The sequence below is a fragment of the Advenella sp. genome, assembly GCF_052108595.1.
Taxonomy (GTDB): domain Bacteria; phylum Pseudomonadota; class Gammaproteobacteria; order Burkholderiales; family Burkholderiaceae_B; genus Advenella.
Map to the genome: position 1 here is coordinate 1 of NZ_JBQEAU010000095.1, position 17886 is coordinate 17886.

General features: G+C 55.3%; 19 protein-coding genes. 8 read left to right on the forward strand and 11 right to left on the reverse strand.

Translation table 11 applies throughout. The features are described 5' to 3' along the window. Positions 1-39 precede the first annotated feature (39 nt). From ACTIKR_RS15585 to ACTIKR_RS15630, 10 genes are all read right to left on the reverse strand, one after another. Positions 40-1161: an NAD(P)/FAD-dependent oxidoreductase gene (locus ACTIKR_RS15585; protein ID WP_442328301.1), complete on the reverse strand. Its 1122-nt coding sequence runs from the start codon at positions 1159-1161 to the stop codon at positions 40-42. A 1-nt stretch (position 1162) separates the two neighbouring features. Next, on the reverse strand, positions 1163-1957 hold the full coding sequence (locus ACTIKR_RS15590; protein ID WP_442328302.1) for an ABC transporter permease: 795 nt from the start codon (positions 1955-1957) through the stop codon (positions 1163-1165). Beyond that, on the reverse strand, positions 1954-2817 hold the full coding sequence (locus tag ACTIKR_RS15595) for an ABC transporter permease (protein ID WP_193089601.1): 864 nt from the start codon (positions 2815-2817) through the stop codon (positions 1954-1956). Before ACTIKR_RS15595 ends, ACTIKR_RS15590 begins: the two co-directional genes overlap by 4 nt. Before the next feature lie 14 nt (positions 2818-2831). Continuing rightward, positions 2832-3890, reverse strand: a complete 1059-nt coding sequence (locus tag ACTIKR_RS15600; RefSeq protein WP_193089602.1) for an ABC transporter ATP-binding protein — start codon at positions 3888-3890, stop codon at positions 2832-2834. Beyond that, positions 3891-4928: an ABC transporter substrate-binding protein gene (locus ACTIKR_RS15605; protein WP_442328303.1), complete on the reverse strand. Its 1038-nt coding sequence runs from the start codon at positions 4926-4928 to the stop codon at positions 3891-3893. 126 nt (positions 4929-5054) lie between these two features. Next, positions 5055-5963 (reverse strand): LysR substrate-binding domain-containing protein, encoded by a 909-nt coding sequence (locus ACTIKR_RS15610; protein ID WP_193089604.1) that lies wholly within the window; start codon positions 5961-5963, stop codon positions 5055-5057. Between the two features lie 439 nt (positions 5964-6402). After that, on the reverse strand, positions 6403-7893 hold the full coding sequence (locus tag ACTIKR_RS15615) for a tripartite tricarboxylate transporter permease (RefSeq protein WP_193089605.1): 1491 nt from the start codon (positions 7891-7893) through the stop codon (positions 6403-6405). After that, entirely contained in the window at positions 7894-8133 is a 240-nt protein-coding gene (locus ACTIKR_RS15620; RefSeq protein WP_442328304.1) for a hypothetical protein, read from the reverse strand. Between the two features lie 285 nt (positions 8134-8418). Beyond that, positions 8419-9372, reverse strand: a complete 954-nt coding sequence (locus tag ACTIKR_RS15625; protein ID WP_442328305.1) for a Bug family tripartite tricarboxylate transporter substrate binding protein — start codon at positions 9370-9372, stop codon at positions 8419-8421. Positions 9373-9569: 197 nt separating this feature from the next. Further along, positions 9570-9956 carry a tautomerase family protein gene (locus tag ACTIKR_RS15630; protein WP_442328306.1) on the reverse strand — a complete coding sequence of 129 codons (387 nt, stop codon included), beginning with the start codon at positions 9954-9956 and terminating at the stop codon, positions 9570-9572. A gap of 303 nt (positions 9957-10259) precedes the next feature. Here ACTIKR_RS15630 and ACTIKR_RS15635 point away from each other — a divergent pair, with 303 nt between their 5' ends. Beyond that, complete coding sequence (locus ACTIKR_RS15635; protein WP_442328307.1) at positions 10260-10457, forward strand: hypothetical protein; 198 nt, start codon at positions 10260-10262, stop codon at positions 10455-10457. A gap of 94 nt (positions 10458-10551) precedes the next feature. On the opposite strand, the gene ACTIKR_RS15640 is transcribed toward ACTIKR_RS15635, so the two are convergent. Next, positions 10552-11769 carry a DUF2817 domain-containing protein gene (locus ACTIKR_RS15640; protein ID WP_226817114.1) on the reverse strand — a complete coding sequence of 406 codons (1218 nt, stop codon included), beginning with the start codon at positions 11767-11769 and terminating at the stop codon, positions 10552-10554. 106 nt (positions 11770-11875) lie between these two features. Here ACTIKR_RS15640 and ACTIKR_RS15645 point away from each other — a divergent pair, with 106 nt between their 5' ends. The 7 genes from ACTIKR_RS15645 to ACTIKR_RS15675 form a co-directional block, all read left to right on the forward strand. After that, entirely contained in the window at positions 11876-12652 is a 777-nt protein-coding gene (locus tag ACTIKR_RS15645) for a lysine/arginine/ornithine ABC transporter substrate-binding protein (RefSeq protein ID WP_193089611.1), read from the forward strand. A 174-nt stretch (positions 12653-12826) separates the two neighbouring features. After that, a complete protein-coding gene (locus ACTIKR_RS15650) occupies positions 12827-13513 on the forward strand; it encodes an ABC transporter permease (RefSeq protein ID WP_442328308.1) in 687 nt (228 codons plus the stop codon). After that, positions 13510-14220 carry a histidine ABC transporter permease HisM gene (gene hisM / locus ACTIKR_RS15655; protein ID WP_193089613.1) on the forward strand — a complete coding sequence of 237 codons (711 nt, stop codon included), beginning with the start codon at positions 13510-13512 and terminating at the stop codon, positions 14218-14220. Before ACTIKR_RS15650 ends, hisM begins: the two co-directional genes overlap by 4 nt. A 12-nt stretch (positions 14221-14232) precedes the next feature. After that, entirely contained in the window at positions 14233-14997 is a 765-nt protein-coding gene (locus tag ACTIKR_RS15660) for an ABC transporter ATP-binding protein (RefSeq protein ID WP_442328309.1), read from the forward strand. Positions 14998-15265: 268 nt separating this feature from the next. Continuing rightward, complete coding sequence (locus tag ACTIKR_RS15665) at positions 15266-16201, forward strand: glycosyltransferase (protein WP_442328310.1); 936 nt, start codon at positions 15266-15268, stop codon at positions 16199-16201. Then, positions 16198-17292 (forward strand): glycosyltransferase family 4 protein, encoded by a 1095-nt coding sequence (locus ACTIKR_RS15670; protein ID WP_442328311.1) that lies wholly within the window; start codon positions 16198-16200, stop codon positions 17290-17292. The genes ACTIKR_RS15665 and ACTIKR_RS15670 overlap by 4 nt, the downstream gene beginning before the upstream one ends. A gap of 302 nt (positions 17293-17594) precedes the next feature. Further along, positions 17595-17886: hypothetical protein (locus ACTIKR_RS15675; RefSeq protein WP_442328312.1), on the forward strand; the 292-nt coding region annotated here is incomplete at its 3' end.

A 17886-nucleotide genomic window follows, 5' to 3' on the forward strand; every position in this document is an offset into this window, starting at 1 on the left:
GGCCACTTTCGGTCTGCACGGTTCTGAAAAGTACTGTGTTCATGATTGATCTCTGTTCAAATTGCAGAAGCGCTGGTTGGAGAATGGGGCGATGGTTTGGGCAGCGGTGCCGCGCAAAATCCAGTCGGGAATCGTGAAAACGTGATTGGCCGCCAGTGTGATGCCGCTGTGGCAAGTCACCACGTAGGCACCAGGCATCTCGGACGATTCCTGATAGATTGGCATGCCATCGGGCGACATGATCCGCAGCGCCGCCCAGCATCGGATAATGCGCATGTCGGCCAGCGCCGGGAAATAGTCGATGGCGCGCTGGGCGATGCCCTGCTGTAATGACAATCGTGTTGTATCGTCATAGCCCACGTCTTCCAGCGAGTCGCCGATCTGTATCGTGCCTTCATTGGTCTGTCGCACATGCATGGTGGGATAGGACAGGAACGGGGCACTGCGCTCCCCGATCATGACCTGGCCCTGATTCGGTTTAACCGGCACGTGCAGTCCGACAAATTCACCCAGTCGCTTGTTGCCCAGGCCAGCGCACAGCACCACTTTTTTTGCGGCATATTTTTCGCCGGCGCGTGTAGTCACGACAAAGTTGCCTGACTGATAATCGATATGCTCGACAGGGTTGTTGTAGCGATAGTCCACCCCCAGCTGGCGCGCACCATGCTGCAATGCCGGCAACAGTTTCAATGGATTGGCATGGCCATCCATGGGCGTATAACAGGCGCCAATCACCTTGGGGCCGATCGCAGGAATATATTTGCGCAGCTCTGCGGGCGACATGAACGTGTAGTCATACTTCTCGTCTACCGAGGCCTGGATGTCGCGCATCAGCTGCTGTCTTGCATCCATGTCGGCCTGATTGGTGAAGAATACGAAGCCGCCTGGCTGCTGCAGATAAGGATCGATGCCGGTGCGTTGGGTCAGTTCGCTGGCCAGCGCCGGCCAGTTGCGGGCAGATTGCAGGGTCCATCGGGTGTAGGGAGAAAATCCGTGGCCTTTTGCCTGCACCCACACGAGCCCGAAATTGCCCCTGGATGCGCGAAAGGCGACGTCGCCTTCGTCAAGCATGAGCACATTCGCATTTTGACGGGCCAGACCATAAGCGACGCTTGAACCGACGATGCCGCCGCCTATCACAATAATATCTGTGTTGTACATTTCAACCTTTTCCAATCAACACTTTATCCAGGCCCACCAGACGGTCCATGATGATCATCATTATTACCGTTGCAATAATGAGAATTGCCGATACGGAGGTGATCAGGGGATCGATGGTTTGCGCAATATGGTTATACATCCAGACCGGCAGTGTCGTTGTGCCCGGTGTTGCAACGAATACTGTCATGGTCAGTTCATCGAAACTCTGGATAAAAGACAGCAGCCAGTCGCCGGTCAGGCCGGGCAGGATCAATGGCAGTATGATACGGCCATACACATGGCGTTTGCCCGCGCCAAGTGATCTTGCCGCCATTTCAACTTCCCGGTCCATACCGGTAGCCGAGGCCAGAACCAGGCGCAGGGAGTAGGGAAAAATGAAAATGACGTGTGTCATTGTCAGCCAGAATACCGAACCCGACAGCCCGGCGATATTGAAAAATCGCAGGAATGATACGCCCAATACCACATTTGGAATCATGAGCGGCGACATCAGAAATGCGCTGACGGTGTCGCGTCCCGGGAAACGGAAACGGGTTAGCGCCAGTGCCGCTGGCACTGCCAGGCAAACGGCAATGGTGGATGCAAACGAGGCCAGTTTCAGGGACAGCCAGAACGATTGCATAATCCGGGGTTCGTCGGCCACCGCCCGATACCATCGCAACGACAGCCCGTCGCTCGGATAGGAAATGAAGCCTTTGTCTGTGAACGAGACGACGATCACGATGATCAGGGGAGCCAGCAAAAACAGCATGAAAGCGGCATGAAAAAGGAGCGAGAGCGTTCTATTGCGTTTCATCCATTTTCTCCGGCGGAAAAAATCATGCGGTATTTTCTTTCAGTGTAGCGGTTCAGCCCCATGATAATAATGATGTTGGCGATCAGCAGCAGGATCACAATGGCAGCGCCCAGCGGCCAGTTCAGGGAATTGAGAAATTCGTCATAGGCAGCCGTGGCCACCACTTTCAGGCGGCGCCCGCCCAGAATGGCTGGCGTGGCAAACGCCGACGCCGACAGGGCGAAAACGATAATGGAACCTGACAGTATCCCGGGCATCAGTTGCGGGAAAATAATCCGGCGAAAGACGGTAAGCGGCGAGCCACCAAGCGAGCGGCCTGCATACTCCACGGTAGGGTCCAGCTTGCGCAAGGTTGCCCAGATGGAGATAATCATGAACGGAACCATGACGTGCACCAGACCGATGACCATGCCGGTAAACGTGAAAGTGAGGCGGATTGGCGAATCGATCAGACCAAGCAGGAGCAGGGTATCGTTGATGAGACCTTGCCGGCCCATCAGGATGGACCAGCCCAGCGTACGCACCACCACTGAAATTAGCAAGGGTCCCAGTACCATCACCAGGAAGATTCCGCGCCATGGGGCACGCATGCGTGCCAGGATAAGTGTTTCGGGAATACCCAGGACCAGGCAGATGATGGTGACCAGCAAGGCCATGCCGGCAGTGCGCAGGAAAATTTCCCCGTAGTATGGATCGGAGAAGATCTTTATGTAGTTGCCAAACGAAAAATCCGGGATGATGCCGGTGGTGCCGTTAAAAGCATAGAAAGACAGCAGCGCAACCAGCAGCATGGGAATGATGAGCATGCCGCAAAACAGCAGGAGCGCGGGCGTCAGCAGGACATAGGGTTCTTTACGCATTTGCGCCACCCGTCCTACTGCTGCTCGGCGATAATGCGCAGATCGCAATCCTGCCAGTCCAGCGTCACCGTTTCACCGGGCTGCGCGGTGAGCGTCTTGATCGAGACAAACCACATGCCCAGTGCCGTTTTGACTTCACAGAGCCAGTGCGTGCCCAGAAACACGGCCTCGGACAGCATGCCCGGCAATTTGCCGGCCGTGCCGGGGCCTGCAAAGCCGACATTCTCCGGTCGGATCATAATGTTGGCCTTGCCTGCGCGAAAAGGATGATGTTCCGGCAGGCAGACCGCGAAGGTCAGGCCATCGCTGCTGACCTGATAGCCCTGGGTATCGCTGTGTGCAATCGTGCCTTCAAAAACGTTGGCGCGCCCCAGAAACCCGGATACAAACAGTGTCCTGGGGTTATGGTATACCTCAAGCGGCGGCGCCAGCTGTTGAATGCATCCATCGTTCATCAGCGCAATACGGTCGCTCATGGTCATCGCTTCGGTCTGGTCGTGGGTAACCAGAATTGTGGTAATGCCCAGTTTGCGTTGGATCCGACGCAGCTCGATATGCATGTTCTCGCGCAGTTTGGCATCCAGATTGGACATAGGTTCATCAAGCAGGAGCAGCCTGGGCCGGATTGCCAGTGAACGGGCGATTGCGACACGTTGCCGCTGCCCCCCGGAGAGCTGGGCGGGGTAGCGCTCGCCCATTCCGGTCAGGCTGACCATGTCAAGCACCTGGTCGACGCGCTCGCGCCGTTCGGCTTTGGCCATTTTCCTCATTTCCAGGCCGAAACTGATATTGTCCTGGACAGTCATATGGGGAAACAGCGCGTAGCTTTGGAATACCACGCCGATATCACGCTTTTCGGGCGGCATGTCGGTCAGGTCCATGCCATCCAGAATGACCTGGCCGCAAGTGGGGTCGATGAATCCGGCAATCATTTGCAGTGTGGTCGTCTTGCCGCAACCCGAAGGGCCCAGCAGCGAGACAAACTCACCACGCTCGATGTCAAGATTCATGGATTTGACCACGCGCGCCGAGCCGTAGTCTTTGCCCAGGTTTCTGACAGAAAGAAAACTCATTTACCGCTCCACCGTCCGGTTCCAGCGATCATTCCATTGTGTGCGCACGGCATTGACCGTATCCCAGTCGGTCTTTTCCAGTTTGTCCACCGCCTCGCCGTACACCACGCGTTGCGCGTCCTCTGCTGGCAACTTCACGGTTTTGTTGACAGGCCCCCAGCTTTGGGTGCGCGCAAAAACCATCTGTATTTCAGGCGAGGCAAGATACTGCACCAGTTTCTGGGCCAGTTCAGGCACATTGCTTTTGACAACAGGACAGGCTGCTGTCAGCAGTGCCATGGCGCCTTCTTTCGGATAAACGAATTTGACCGGAAAGCCGGTGGACTTGAATGTTTCAACCCGGCCATTGCCCCACACACCGATAATCGCTTCGCCGTTCTGAAACAGCGAAGTCATGCCACCGGGCGAGGGTTCCCAGGCCAGCACATTCGGGTTGATTTTTTTGATAATGGCATCAAAGCCGGGATCGGGGTTCTTTTCATTGCCGCCATTGAGTTTGGCAAATTTCACCAGCGTGTGCAGGCCGTATGTATTGTTCAGCGGTGGTATGACCATGCGCTGTTCGAACTGGGGATTTTCCAGATCGTGCCAGGATGTCGGTGGCGTCAGGCCTTCTTTTTTGAAGACCTCTTCGTTGTAGAACAGGCCGGTGGCCACCAGTCCGATACCAAGGGCATTGGATCCCAGGTCAGCGATCGGGTACAGGTCTTTGAATACAGGTGCGCTTTTATCGATTTTGTCGCAGAAGCCAAATTGCATTGCCTGATACATGGGGCCGTCATCGAGCATGACCACGTCCAGTTCAGGATTGCTTTTCTGAGCCTGCAGTTTTCCCAATGTATCGGTCGAGTTGCCCGGAACGTAAACAACCTTGACGTTGTTGGCCTTTTCGAAAGCGGGAAGCACATCTTCTTCAAACGCTTTTTGCGTTGAACCGCCATATGACCCGAGATACAACGTGGGCGTTTGCGCATATACCATCGAGGTTGCCGGAACCAGTAAACCTGCTATGGCAATTGTCATAAGCTTGCGTTTCATCATTTTCTCCGTGGTGGGGGGAACAACTTACGGATAACAATAGAGAACACTGCCCGCGATGTAAAATGCTTTTTTTTAGCCCGTCCATAATATGGTGTTATGGCATGTACGCCATTGTTCACCAGGTTAAAGCAGCTTGCCGTTTTGCGCGATTGCCATGGTCACATTTGTTTTGACGTAGTGCACAAAATCTTTGAGCACGCGCAAAGCCGGCTTGTCGGCGCGATAAAGCGCACTGAAATGGACCATCAGTCGCGGTGAAAAATTCCTGAACACAATGTTGTTGCCGATATAGGTTATCACTGTGATGGGGTCCACGATTGCCAGGCAATTGCCTGATTCGACAAACGAGCACATGGTTTGCGACGTGTTGGTGTCAACGCTTGAAAACACCTTGATGCCGTGGGACACCAGTAACAGCCCAAATGCCTGGCGGGTATCCATATCGTGGGAGCCTAGTATCATTGTCTGCCCTTGAAGATCGGTGACGTGAATTTCACTTTTCTGAGCCAGCGGATGGTTGCGCGGAATGGCGATCTTTGAGTCCAGCGAGAACAGATGCTCGCCTAGCGGGCTGGGGTATTCACTGGACAGGATGACCATACCGAGGTCACACTTGGCATTCTGCACCATATCCATGATGGTGGTAGAGGCATGGGTCGTCAGCTTGACCGATAGTTCGGTGTGCATTTGCATGAAGTTGTGCAGCAAGAAAGGCAATGCTGCAGAGGCCAGACAGGGCGCGGCGGCAATATGGAACTGGCCCTTTTGCGCTTTCTGGATCTGGCTGGCAGCATAGGCAATTTCCTGGACGCCGACCAGACTGCGCTCGACTTCCTTGAACAGTTCTTCTGCCTCGTGTGTCGGAAAAAGACGGCCCTGGCGACGCTCAAATAGCGGAAAGCCCACCGAGGCTTCCAGATCCGATATCAAGCGTGTGGTGGCAGGTTGCGAGATGGAAAGAAACTCTGCTGCCTTCGTAACGGTACGGCTGATCATGAGTGCGCGAAATGCCTCGAGTTGTCTAAGTGTCATTGCCTGCTCGAACTGGAAAATATCGATGAATCGTGCCGGGATAGCCCAGCTGGGACGATAAGTGTATTGGGGTATTGATGTATCGTTGCCCTAGGGATAATACTAATTCCCCTAGGGAGAATACCTAGGTTTGGGTGCTCGTGAGTGACGCGTATTCGTTGTGCCAAAGCCAATGTTTTTTGCTTTTCATTGCAAAATACGTGACCGCCCCAGGTGATGCATCGTGCTGGCGGTGAAAATATCGTTATAAAACGGCAACGTTGAATTGGCGATCGTGTGGGCGCAGCAGGATAGCTGCCGCCTGGCGGCGGCAGGCAAACAGCGCAGGAATATGAATATCGCCGGGGCTTCGGAGCAAAGGCGGCCGGTGTGTGTCACTGGCCCCGTTGTCAGACCGGACAGATGATGGCAACGGGGGGCAAGCAATAACAGCGTGGCGTTATGCAGCCTTGCGCAGCCTGCGCAAAACAATGGGCGCCAGCAAAAACAGCGCAGACACGGTCAGAATGACAATGGAAATTGGCGTTTCCACCAGCACGGCCGGGTTGCCCTGGGCTGCCGCCAGTGCCGTGCGCAGCTGGTTCTCTGCCATGGGTCCCAGAATCAGGCCGATCAGGATGGGTGCAATGGGAAAGTCATAGACACGCATGACATAACCCATCAGACCCACAACGACCATGCTGGCCAGGTCAAAGGTTGAGCCCGACACGCCCCAGATGCCGATCATGGCAAATACCAGAATGCCGGCGTACAGCTGTGGCTTGGGAATCAGCAGCAATTTGACCCACATGCCAACCAGCGGCAGGTTCAGAATCAGTAGCATGACGTTACCAACATACAGAGAGGCAATCAGCCCCCAGATGAGTTCCGGGTTGGAGGTAAACAGAAACGGGCCGGGCTGCAGTCCGAAGTTCTGGAACGCTGCCAGTAAAATAGCTGCGGTGGCAGAGGTTGGCAGTCCCAGTGTCAGCAGGGGAACAAGCACCCCGGCGGCCGCTGCATTGTTCGCCGCTTCGGGACCGGCAACACCTTCAATGGCGCCGATGGTGCCGAATTCCTCTTTCTTTTTGCACAACTTTTTTTCCATCGTATAGGACAGCATGGTCGGTATCTCGGAACCGCCGCCAGGCAGGGCGCCCATGGGAAAGCCAATAGCGGTGCCTCGCAACCAAGGCATGAACGAGCGTTTCCATTCCTCCTTGGTCATCCAGATGCCACCCTTGATCGGCAGTACGTCGTCGCTTTGATGCCGGTAGCGGCTGGCAACATAAATAATTTCACCGATTGCAAACAGCGATACCAGCACCACCGTGAGCTCCATGCCATCGAGCAGCGAGCTGGCGCCAAACGTCATGCGCGGCTGCCCGGTCATCTTGTCAATACCTATGACCCCCAAGGCCAGGCCGATGAACAGGGAAATAAAGCCGCGGACCCGCGAGGTTCCCATGACCACCGCTACGGACGTGAAGGCCAGAACGGTCAGCGCAAAATAGTCTGCCGGTTTGAAGTAGAACGCCAGCTCGGCAATGGAGGGCGCAGCAAATGTCAGCAAGAGGGTGGCGATGGTGCCGGCTACGAAGGAACCCACAGCCGCTGTGGCCAGCGCTGCGGCTCCGCGTCCGGAGCGCGCCATTTTGTTGCCCTCCAGCGCGGTCATCATGGAGCCGGCTTCACCGGGCGTATTAATTAGAATCGATGTCGTGGAGCCACCATACATCGCACCGTAGAGAACGCCGGCGAACATGATGAACGCCGAGACCGGCCCCACAGAGACGGTCACCGGCAGCAGCAGTGCAATGGTCAGCGCCGGGCCGATGCCGGGCAGGATGCCAATGGCGGTGCCAAGTACGGATCCGAGCAGCGCCCAGAAAAGATTCATGGGTTGCAGGGCAACATCAAAGCCCTGCAGTAATAAGCCGAAGGTATCCATTCAGACGCCCGCCAGGGGAAGAAAACCGCCAAGTTGCAGACCCAGGCGAGAAAAAAGAAACCAGCACACCGAGCCCAGAATGGCCCCGGTGATCAGGTCAATGAGTGTCTTGTTCGAACCAAAAGCGCGCGCAACCAGCGTGAACGAAAGCATGGCGGTAATGGGCAGGCCCAGTGCTTCCATGGTGAGTGCCGGTACGATGGTGGCGGCAAGCGCGGTAAAGAAGGCCCGCTTGTCCATGGGCAGATTGCCTGCCGCATTTCCGCATTCTGCGCTTCGAAGCGTTCGCCTCGCGCAATTTGAATCAATAGCAGAATGCCCAGCAACAGCAGGCCACCGCCGGCAATAGTAACAAACATGCCTGGGCCGATAGCCGCGTACTGTGCCGTCGCCGGCAATGTGGTCGTGGCATACAGGCAGACACAGCCCAGGAGAATCACGGCTATACCCAGCCACCAGGGCCGGGCGCCAGGCGCCGTAGCCTCTGGGACCGCCGGTGTTGCGCCTGCCGGCGATGGTGTTTCCTTATTTTGCAAGACCTGCGTCCTTCAGGATTTTGTTGATACGGTCACTTTCGTCCTTGATGAAGCTGCCAAACTCAGGGCCGGCCAGGAAAAACTGGTCCCAGCCCTGGGTGGCCATGGTCTGCTTCCAGGCATCGCTCTCGTTGAGTTTGGTGAACCGGTCGACCCAGGCTTTGTAATTGTCTTCGGGCATATCGACTGAACCGAGGATGCCACGCCAGTTTGCCAGCTCCACATCGTAGCCGGCTTCCTTGAAGGTGGGCGCATCCAGCCCTTTCATGCGCTCGGCTGATGTGATACCCAGTATTTTGACGCGGCCGGACTTGGCAAATTGCTGAAACTCGGAAATGCCCGAGATTCCGGCCTTGAGTGTGCCGTTGACGATGCCGGTGACGGTATCGGCGCCACCGGCCTGCGGAATATAATTGAGTTTGTTAACCGGCGCGCCGCTGGCCTGGGCCAGCAGGGCCAGGGCGATATGATCTACGCCACCAGCCGAGCCGCCGCCTACTGGTGTGCCACCAGGATTTTCCTTGAGCGCCTTGGCAAAATCTTCCAGTGTTTTGTAAGGAGCGTCTGGGCGTACTGCAAGCACCAGATACTCTGCCGTCAGACGTGCCACCGGCCTGAACTTGGACAGATCGACCGGCGATTTGTTAAGCGTGATTGCGCCCACGGTAATGGCGCCAAACACCGCCAGGTTGTCCGGTTTGCCCGTTGTGCCATTCTGGAATTCGGCCAGACCGATGGTGCCGCCGGCTCCACCCTTGTTGGTGAAGCTGACGCTATCGGTATAAATGCCGGCCTTGTACATGGCCGAGAAGGCCTGTCGGCCTGTTCCATCCCAGCCGCCGCCGGGATTGGCCGGCAGCATGACGCTCACTTGCGCGCTGGCTGCTGCAGCAAAAAATGTGGTGGCCGCAATGCACGACCGCAGGATGCCTGATAGTTTCATGTCCGCTCCGAATGGGTTTGTTGTAATTGGTCATTGTTCAGAGAAGAATAGGTTGGATCAGGATGTATTGTCAATAAGGGAAATGGAGCGGACACCCAGGGCCCGCCCGAATCCAGGAAAGTGGCGCTGCTGCGGTGCACTTAGGGTGCCAGGCACAAGGCAATGCGCAGCAGGCAACTGTTGTCGTTATGTCCCGGTCAGCTGGCGCTTCTGGCGCGAAACGCCTTGGCGCTCAGGCCTTCCTGAACACCCATATGCTCCGGCGCGACATCGATCACCATCGTGCGCACGCAGGTGTCCGACACGTCTAATGTGGTAACGGCCGCTTTGTTGATGGCAGCCATGAAATTGGCCTTGAGTTCATCGTCCCGGCCTGCGAGCAGGAAAGCCACGATGTTGACGAAGTCGACACCGATCTGGCCAGCGACAATCGAATCCTGCTGTTCAACTTCCTGCAGGGAAATACGGATACTGGGCAAGGCCGCGTTCATCGTTTGCTCTATGACTTTGGTGGCATTTTGCAGGAAGGCGGTTTTCTGTTGCTGGCTGCGGCCGGCAGTGACCTGAACTTGAAGAATGGGCATGATAGAAATGTCTCGTTTGAATGGAGTGTGCTGTGAAATAGGCGCGGGGTTGGGCCCAGCACCATTTGCGATTGTATCGGAAAGCCGGCCATATGCCATCCATAGATGCATTTTCAGTTTGCTTTAATGTCGCGATTAATACATTGAAAATACGGCAGCGACCGCTGTTGCCATATCCATGGATTGTCGTGCGTCAATGGCCGTAGTGATTGCATTGCGCGGATCTATTCAAATCATTTACGTATCGGCAACGGCCGCAAGCGCGCCGACCGAAAATATTCATTTCCAGGAAAACCAAATCAAATGTTGTCTGCTAAAGCGCTTTCGGCCGAAGTGCCGCGTCAGCCCACGCGCTGGTATCAAATTCTATATGTACCGGTGGTGATTGCCATTGTCCTGGGTGTGCTGTTGGAGCAGTGCTATCCACAGGTTGGCGAAAGCATGAAGTCGCTTGGCGACGCACTTATCAAGCTGGTCAAAATGATTATGATCGGGCAATAGCTATTGCGCTTGTCGGGTGCTGGTTGTGGGCCGCTGGCAAACGCCGTGGGAAAAGAGGCGCTGCAAGCGTGCTTTTTTATTTCGGCAAAGCGCACTACTGATCGTTGCGCAGTGCGCGAACGGCACGCTCCAGAATCTGGCGGGTTCTAAATTGCACCAGCGCCTGCCAGTCGGGATCGGCCGGGAAGAAAAAGTCCAGCAGGCGCTGCTTGATCTTTTTGCCTTCGGCACTGGCCAGGTCGCCATGCAGGTGCAGGAAATGGTCGGCCAGCAAGGCGGGCTGGCCCACCAATTGGCTGTCATAGGTGCCGCATTCGACAACCAGTTGCGTGAATCGGCGGTCACTGAATAGCTTGATCATGGCCGCCGAGGTGTAACCGGTGGCGGCGGCCGAGATACCGGTATCGCTGGCATTGTTGGCGCCCGTAATCACGGTATACAGCCAGGGACCATATATGGACTGGGCACGCGCGATGCCAGGGTATTGCTGTTCGGCAATGGCCATGAGCATGGGGTGGCCAAACTGCCCGGCGCCGGTGTGCAGATCGAAGCTGATGATTTCCCTGGCGTGCGCTGGCAGGTGGTCTTTCAGGATTTTATGCAGTGTGAGGTTGGACCAGCTGGGTTTGTCACCGCCGTAATACAGGCCATCCCGATGGCGATACTGACCGGCTTCCACAATGTTCATCAGCGCAGCGTAGCCTTTTTCCTGCACGGTCTGGCGCCAGCGCAGGTCGCGCGCTTTGCGCCTGGCGGCGTCACGGATATCGGTCGCAAACAGCTCATGAACTGCTTCGTAGCCCGGATTGGCCGGCAAAGGTTGGTCAAAATCCAGATAATTGCGATTCAGATCCATGTTGTCTTCGTTGACCCGTCGCTTCCAGGAAGTACCCCACGGATTAATCAGGTGAATGAACAGGATGCCCACGCCCGCAGCCGGGGAGACGTCCTGTTCCAGCAGAAAGCGGGTCTGGCAGATGGAGCCATAGTAACCCTCGACGCCATGCGTGCCCGACACCACCACCATCCATTTGTCGGCATTGGGATCGCCGGCCACGGCCACGTCGGTGCACAGATTCTCGTTTTCCACACCCTTGAGCGGATGAGGGTAAGCGTGCAGCCGGGCGCCCCGGTGATGCGCAGCCTTCAGGAACGAGGCGCGCAATTGCGAGTAGCTCAACTGGCCAGGCGCCAGCCGGAAAATGGGCAAATCTGCGGAATCGAATGGAGTCATGAGCGAATTCTCGGGCCCAAAGGCAAGAAAAACATGGGTTTCGGACAAAATCAGGAAGCGGGCGGGAAATTTATGCAAAAATCTCGTGTCCGCGCGTTGTAACCTGCCTGCAATCACAGCTGTGAACCAGGGACAAGGCGTTATACTACTTCAATTATTTACGATATGTTTCCCGGGGTTAGGAATGAAAAAACTTTTTGTTGCGGCAATGCTGGCTGCATTGTTACCGACAGTGGTGTCTGCGGCACCCGCCAAACTGCGTCTGGGTATTGATCCCACGTTCGCGCCTTTTGAGTCGGTCAATCCACAGGGCGAGCTGGTTGGTATTGATGTCGATATGGGTAAATCCATCTGTAAGCGCATTGAAGCTGACTGCGAATGGATTCGCATGAATTTCGATGGCGTGATTCCAGCCCTGAAAGCCAAGAAAATAGACGGCATCCTGTCCGGGATGACCATTACCAAAGAGCGCGAGAAGCAGGTCCTGTTTTCAGATGTGATGTACGCCAGTTCCACACGCCTGATGGTCCCTGCAAACAGTGAAGGGCTGGATACGACCGCCGAGTCGCTCAAGGGCAAAACTGTGGGCGTCGTTCAGGGCACCACCCAGGCCGCTTACGCCGACAAGCACTGGAAAGGCAAGGACATTAACCTGGTTTCCTACCAGAATGATGATCTGGCCAAGCAGGATCTGGCGCTGGGGCGCGTTGACGCCACGCTGCAGGACGCTGCGGCTGCCACGATTTTCTTCGATAGCCCCGATGGCAAGAACTTCAAGTTGGTGGGCAAGCCTGTGTCCGATGCAGAAGTTTTCGGCAACGGCAACGGCATCGGCCTGCGCAAGGAAGATACCGAGCTCAAGGGTAAAATCGACAAGGCGCTGGCCGATATGAAAAAGGACGGCGAATACGCAAAAATACTTGAAGTCTACAAAAAATACGGCATCAAGGAACACGAATAAGCTTGTCTGACCGGTGCTGCGCGGGCCGGCTTTACGCCGGTGGCCGCGCATTTTGCATTTTTGGGCGGCCAGGCCTGCCCGCACTGCGTGGCCGGCGGAACACAACGGCATGAGCCGTGCCGCCGACAGGCAATTGCACTATTACATTATTAATAACGATATTTAAGGAACCCGATGCTGTACGGTTATGGATCCCAGATATGGGCCGGTACACTCGCAACCTGTCTGCTGACCCTGTTGACGCTGGTTTTTTCGATTATCATCGGGATGGTCGGGGCTTTGTGCAAGCTGTCTCCCAATCCTGTACTGCGCTGGACCTTCACCGGGTATACGACATTGATCCGGAGCGTTCCCGACCTGGTGATCATGCTGCTGGTTTTCTACAACCTGCAGGAGCTCATCAACGTCATTTGCACCTGGGCCGGCTGGCCGCAATACCAGATGGATGCGTTTTCGGCAGGAGTGACAACGCTATCGTTCATCTATGGCGCCTATATGACAGAGACCTTTCGCGGGGCGATCCAGTCTGTGCCCAAAGGCCAGCTGGAAGCAGGCTACGCGACAGGCATGTCGCCACTGACAGTCTTTCGTCTGATCCTGTTGCCGCAATTGATCCGCTTCGCCTTGCCTGGGCTGAACAATAATCTGCAGGTCATTATCAAGGCAACGGCTCTGGTCTCCATCATCGGTTTGCTTGATATTGTGACAGTCACGCAGCAGGCCGGACGCAGTACCCAGCAGCTGTTTTTCTTCAATCTGGTGGCAGCAGCCATTTATCTGTGCATGACGGCCATCAGCCTGGTTGTGCTGTCGTGGCTTAATCGACGCTATTCGGTCGGGGTGCGGGAGGTCCGGCTGTGAGCGAGATTCTCGAGCGCTACTGGCAGGCCTATCTCGGGTTCGGCTTTCCCATGACGGGGCTGGCCATGACTATCTGGATATTGCTGCTGTCCGTGTTGTTTGGCACGGTGCTGGCTATCCCCATGGCCATCTGGCGCAGTTCGTCCAATCGCTGGATCAGCATGCCGGTGCGGGTGTACACGTTTGTGTTTCGCGGCACGCCGCTTTACGTGCAGTTGCTGCTTGTCTACACCGGCCTGTTCAGCCTGAGCGTGGTGCGTGGCACGCCATTGCTGGCCACGTTTTTCCGTGACGGTTTCAATTGTGTGATTCTTGCATTCACCATCAACACCTGTGCCTATATGACAGAGGTGCTGGCGGGAGCCATCCGGGCCATTCCTCATGGCGAAATTGAAGCGGCGCAGGCCTTTGGTTTTTCCCGTTTCCGGTTGTACACGAAGATTATTCTGCCCTCCGCATTCAGGCGGGCTCTGCCGTTTTACAGCAACGAGGTCATTCTGGTTCTGCATTCTACCTCGCTGGCATTTACGGCAACGGTGCCTGAGCTGCTCAAGGTGGCGCGCGATGTCAATAGCGCCACATTCAATTCCTTACCCGCCTTTGGCATTGCTGCCATCCTGTATGCCGTTCTGGCAATGGTGCTGGTTGCGCTGTTTCGCAAGGCAGAGAAAAAATGGCTCGGGTTTCTGAAACCCGCCGCTGTTTAACAGGTCATCACCATGGAAAATTTACGCGTCCAGGATATTCACAAACGTTTCGGCAGCAACGAGGTGCTCAAGGGAGTGTCGCTGCTGGCTAACAAGGGCGATGTGATCAGTATTATCGGCTCCAGCGGTTCGGGCAAAAGCACGCTGCTGCGCTGTATCAATTTTCTGGAAACTCCCGATTCTGGCAGAATATTCATTCATGGCCAAGAGCTGCGAACGGTGCCGCGCAAGGGTACGCTGGTGCCGGCTGATCGCCGCCAACTGCAATATATGCGCACCCGGCTATCCATGGTATTTCAGCATTTCAATCTCTGGTCGCATATGACCGTGCAGGAGAACATTACGGCCGCGCCGGTCAATGTTCTGGGCCTGTCGCGTCAAGAAGCGTTGACCAGGGCCGAAAGTAATCTGCTCAAGGTCGGACTGAGCCTGGATACATTGAAAAAATACCCGGTGCACTTGTCGGGCGGGCAGCAGCAACGGGTGGCGATCGCGCGTGCATTGGCGCTGGAGCCCGAGGTCATGCTGTTTGACGAACCTACTTCGGCCTTGGATCCAGAGCTGGTCGGAGAAGTGCTGCGCGTGATGCAGAAACTGGCCGAGGAGGGGCGCACCATGATCATCGTGACGCACGAGATGGCGTTTGCGCGCCAGGTGTCAAGCCATGTGATGTTTTTGCATCAGGGTGTGGTCGAAGAAGAGGGTGCGCCCGGCGATATTCTGAGCAAACCCAAAAGCGCCCGACTGGCTACTTTTCTGGCAGGAAATCTCAAATAGCAACCGAATGGCCGGATTTGTCGGGCGTTTCTTGCGGGAAGCCGGGCGGGGTGTCGCAAGTCGTTTTACGTGTTATCAAGGCGCCGTTTTTTGCCCAATGGGCAACAGCACGCGATAAAGTCATATTTTTCAGAATCGCTGCAGTTACATTGTTTACTGACAACTAGTGTACATTGGTTAGGTTACAGGCCGTTTATATTATTAAATGTAATTTGGAATGGCAGTACGCATTCCCCTGAAGTCCTGTTCTCTCCAAGAGAGAGTCTGTATGCAACGTGTCAATATCATTATCCCGACGTTTAACCGTTCCGGGTTAATTGCAGGTGCAGTGGACGCAGCCCTGGGTCAGAGCTATCCGAACAAACAAGTCACGATCATCGACGATGCCTCTACCGATGATACGTTTGATGTGCTGCAGCCTTATTTTGATCGATCCGATTTCGTTTATGTTCGTCTTGCGTGCAATATGCATACGGCACAGGCCAAGAATGTCGGCATAGCGCTATCAATGGCAGATGCCATTACCTTTCATGACTCCGACGATCGACCGGCGCCAGACAAGGTGCTGATGCAGGCGCGCACCCTTTTCAATACCATTGTGGTTGCCGACAGTAGCATGAATTGGACGGCGTTCGAATATGAGCCGCAGCAGACGCTGCCGGTTTCACTTGTTCTCACAGAACACGAATTGATCCGGTGGGATGGATCGCGTCTGACCGCGCAACATGCCCTGAGCCTTGTTGACGATTTTTTCCCGAATATGCAAGGCGGATCAGGACAGTCTGGTGACTGGGTCCTGATCAATGCCGGTCTTTTCCGTGCCCAGTTGTTTGTTCGTCACGGAGGTTATCGTAACAGTATCGAAGAAGACAGGGATATGCGCAACCGGCTGATGATGGCGGGCGAGGTGCTCCATCTGTTACCTCAGGTTCTGCTGAGTAAATTCGAATATGATGATTCGCTGACGGTGGCAGAGGCGTCCAATTATCACAGCGAACGCCGCCACGTGGATCGCGCGGCGATCTGGGCTGATATTGCAGCCTGGCGTCGTACCGGACAGGTCCTCCCACAGCCCATTGATCTGCCTGATTTACAAATCGATTTTATTTCCAATCCAGATTTGCTTGGAGTCTCTGAGGCAATGATGACTCCAGTGACACAGGAACGACTGCAACAGCAATTGCACGCTGCAAGCTCAAGGTGAGGCGCCTGAAAATCGCCATTGTTGATGGCTTCTGTCCACGCCCCTATGAGGGGCAGACATGGGAGCACGAGGCCATGGGCGGGACAGAACTGACAGCGGCGCGTGTGGCTGAAGCGCTTGCGGCCGATCATGATCTGGTGGTGCTGCAGCACTGCAGGCAACAGGTGGCATGCAGCGCGGCAGGAGTGTGCTATGAACCTGGCGGAGATTGGCGCAAGCTGGCGGGGACGCGCAATTCTGACGTTGTCATTATTATTAATTCGCTCAAACTGCTCGCACTGTGGCGCAAGCATGCCCCTGCGCAAACCCGCCTAATTTTGTGGCGACACAATTTCATGGGCGCTACGCACAAGTATGCGGCCAAGCTGTTGGCCGATACCAATGCGCAAATGATTTGCGTGTCGCACAGTCACAGGCATCATACATTGGCGACGCTTGGCATTGCCGAAGGCTCAGCATCATCGGCCAGAATTGGCGTGATTTATAACCCGGTTGTGACTGATCAACGGGGACAGCGGTTAACTGTGCAAACCGGAGTGGATTCCAATCAATTGCTGTTTGCCAGTTCTCCACATAAGGGACTGGAGCAGGTTCTGGACAATTTTATGAAACTGCGGCAACGAATACCGCAACTGTCCTTGCTCGTCTGCAATCCTGGATATCTGGAACGGCCTTTGCCTATATATGACGGGGTGCGCTATACCGGTAAGCTCAGACCGGCCCAGGTGCATGCGCAAATGCGCCGCAGTCTGTGCCTGTTCAATGCGCAGAGTACCTTTGCGGAAACCTTCGGACTGGTGTTCGCCGAATCTCATAGCATGGGTACGCCCGTTGTGGCGCAGCGTGGTCTGGGTGCAGTCGATGAAGTCGTCGGAGATGAGCATGGGCAGGTGCTCAATGTAAACGATGTGCAGGCAGTATACGAATTGATTGCCAGGTGGCGCGACGGCCAGCGTCCGCAACTTTCTAAAAATCCTGCTTTTGATCTGGATGCGGTGAAAACACAATGGCTCAAACTGCTCTGTTCCATCGTGGTCGATTCCGAAACGCAGCAGTCCAACATCGGGATTGTTCCGAAGGCGATGGCCTGAGGCATTGAATCGGAACGATCCAAATTTGCTGGGCATGCAGCAACTTGAATAGGTGCTGCATGCCCGGTGACGGCCTTGGTGTCACGCTCAGATCGACTGGGTCGCGAGGCAGATTTACGAGCGATAGCGTGCAGACCCAGATCAGAAACGGCGGCATTGCCGACTAAGAACGGCCAGCAGAAACCCCAGATGGTTTCGCAGGCAGTCAGAAGCGCTGCCCCGTGTCCCGAGCCGTTAAGACTAATAAGATCGGAACGACAACAGTCGATTCTGCATTGTATTGAATATTATCTGGAAAAAATATGCTGACAACAACAGATGGTGTGCAGTTGAATGATCACTGCGGCCATGTTCCGCAATTGGCAACGGCCAGGTTTTCCTACGCCATTGCCATTCCGGCCAGGAATGAACAGGCGACAATCGTTGCCTGTCTGGATGCGTGCTGGCAAAGCATGCAGCGGGTCGAAGCCGTGGGCAAGATTGTGCTGGTGGTCAATAACACTACAGATAACACCCAGGCCCTGGCGGCAGCATGGGCAAGCCAGACAACCTGCCCGCTTGAAATGATCAATATTACAGTGGCGGCCCACTTTT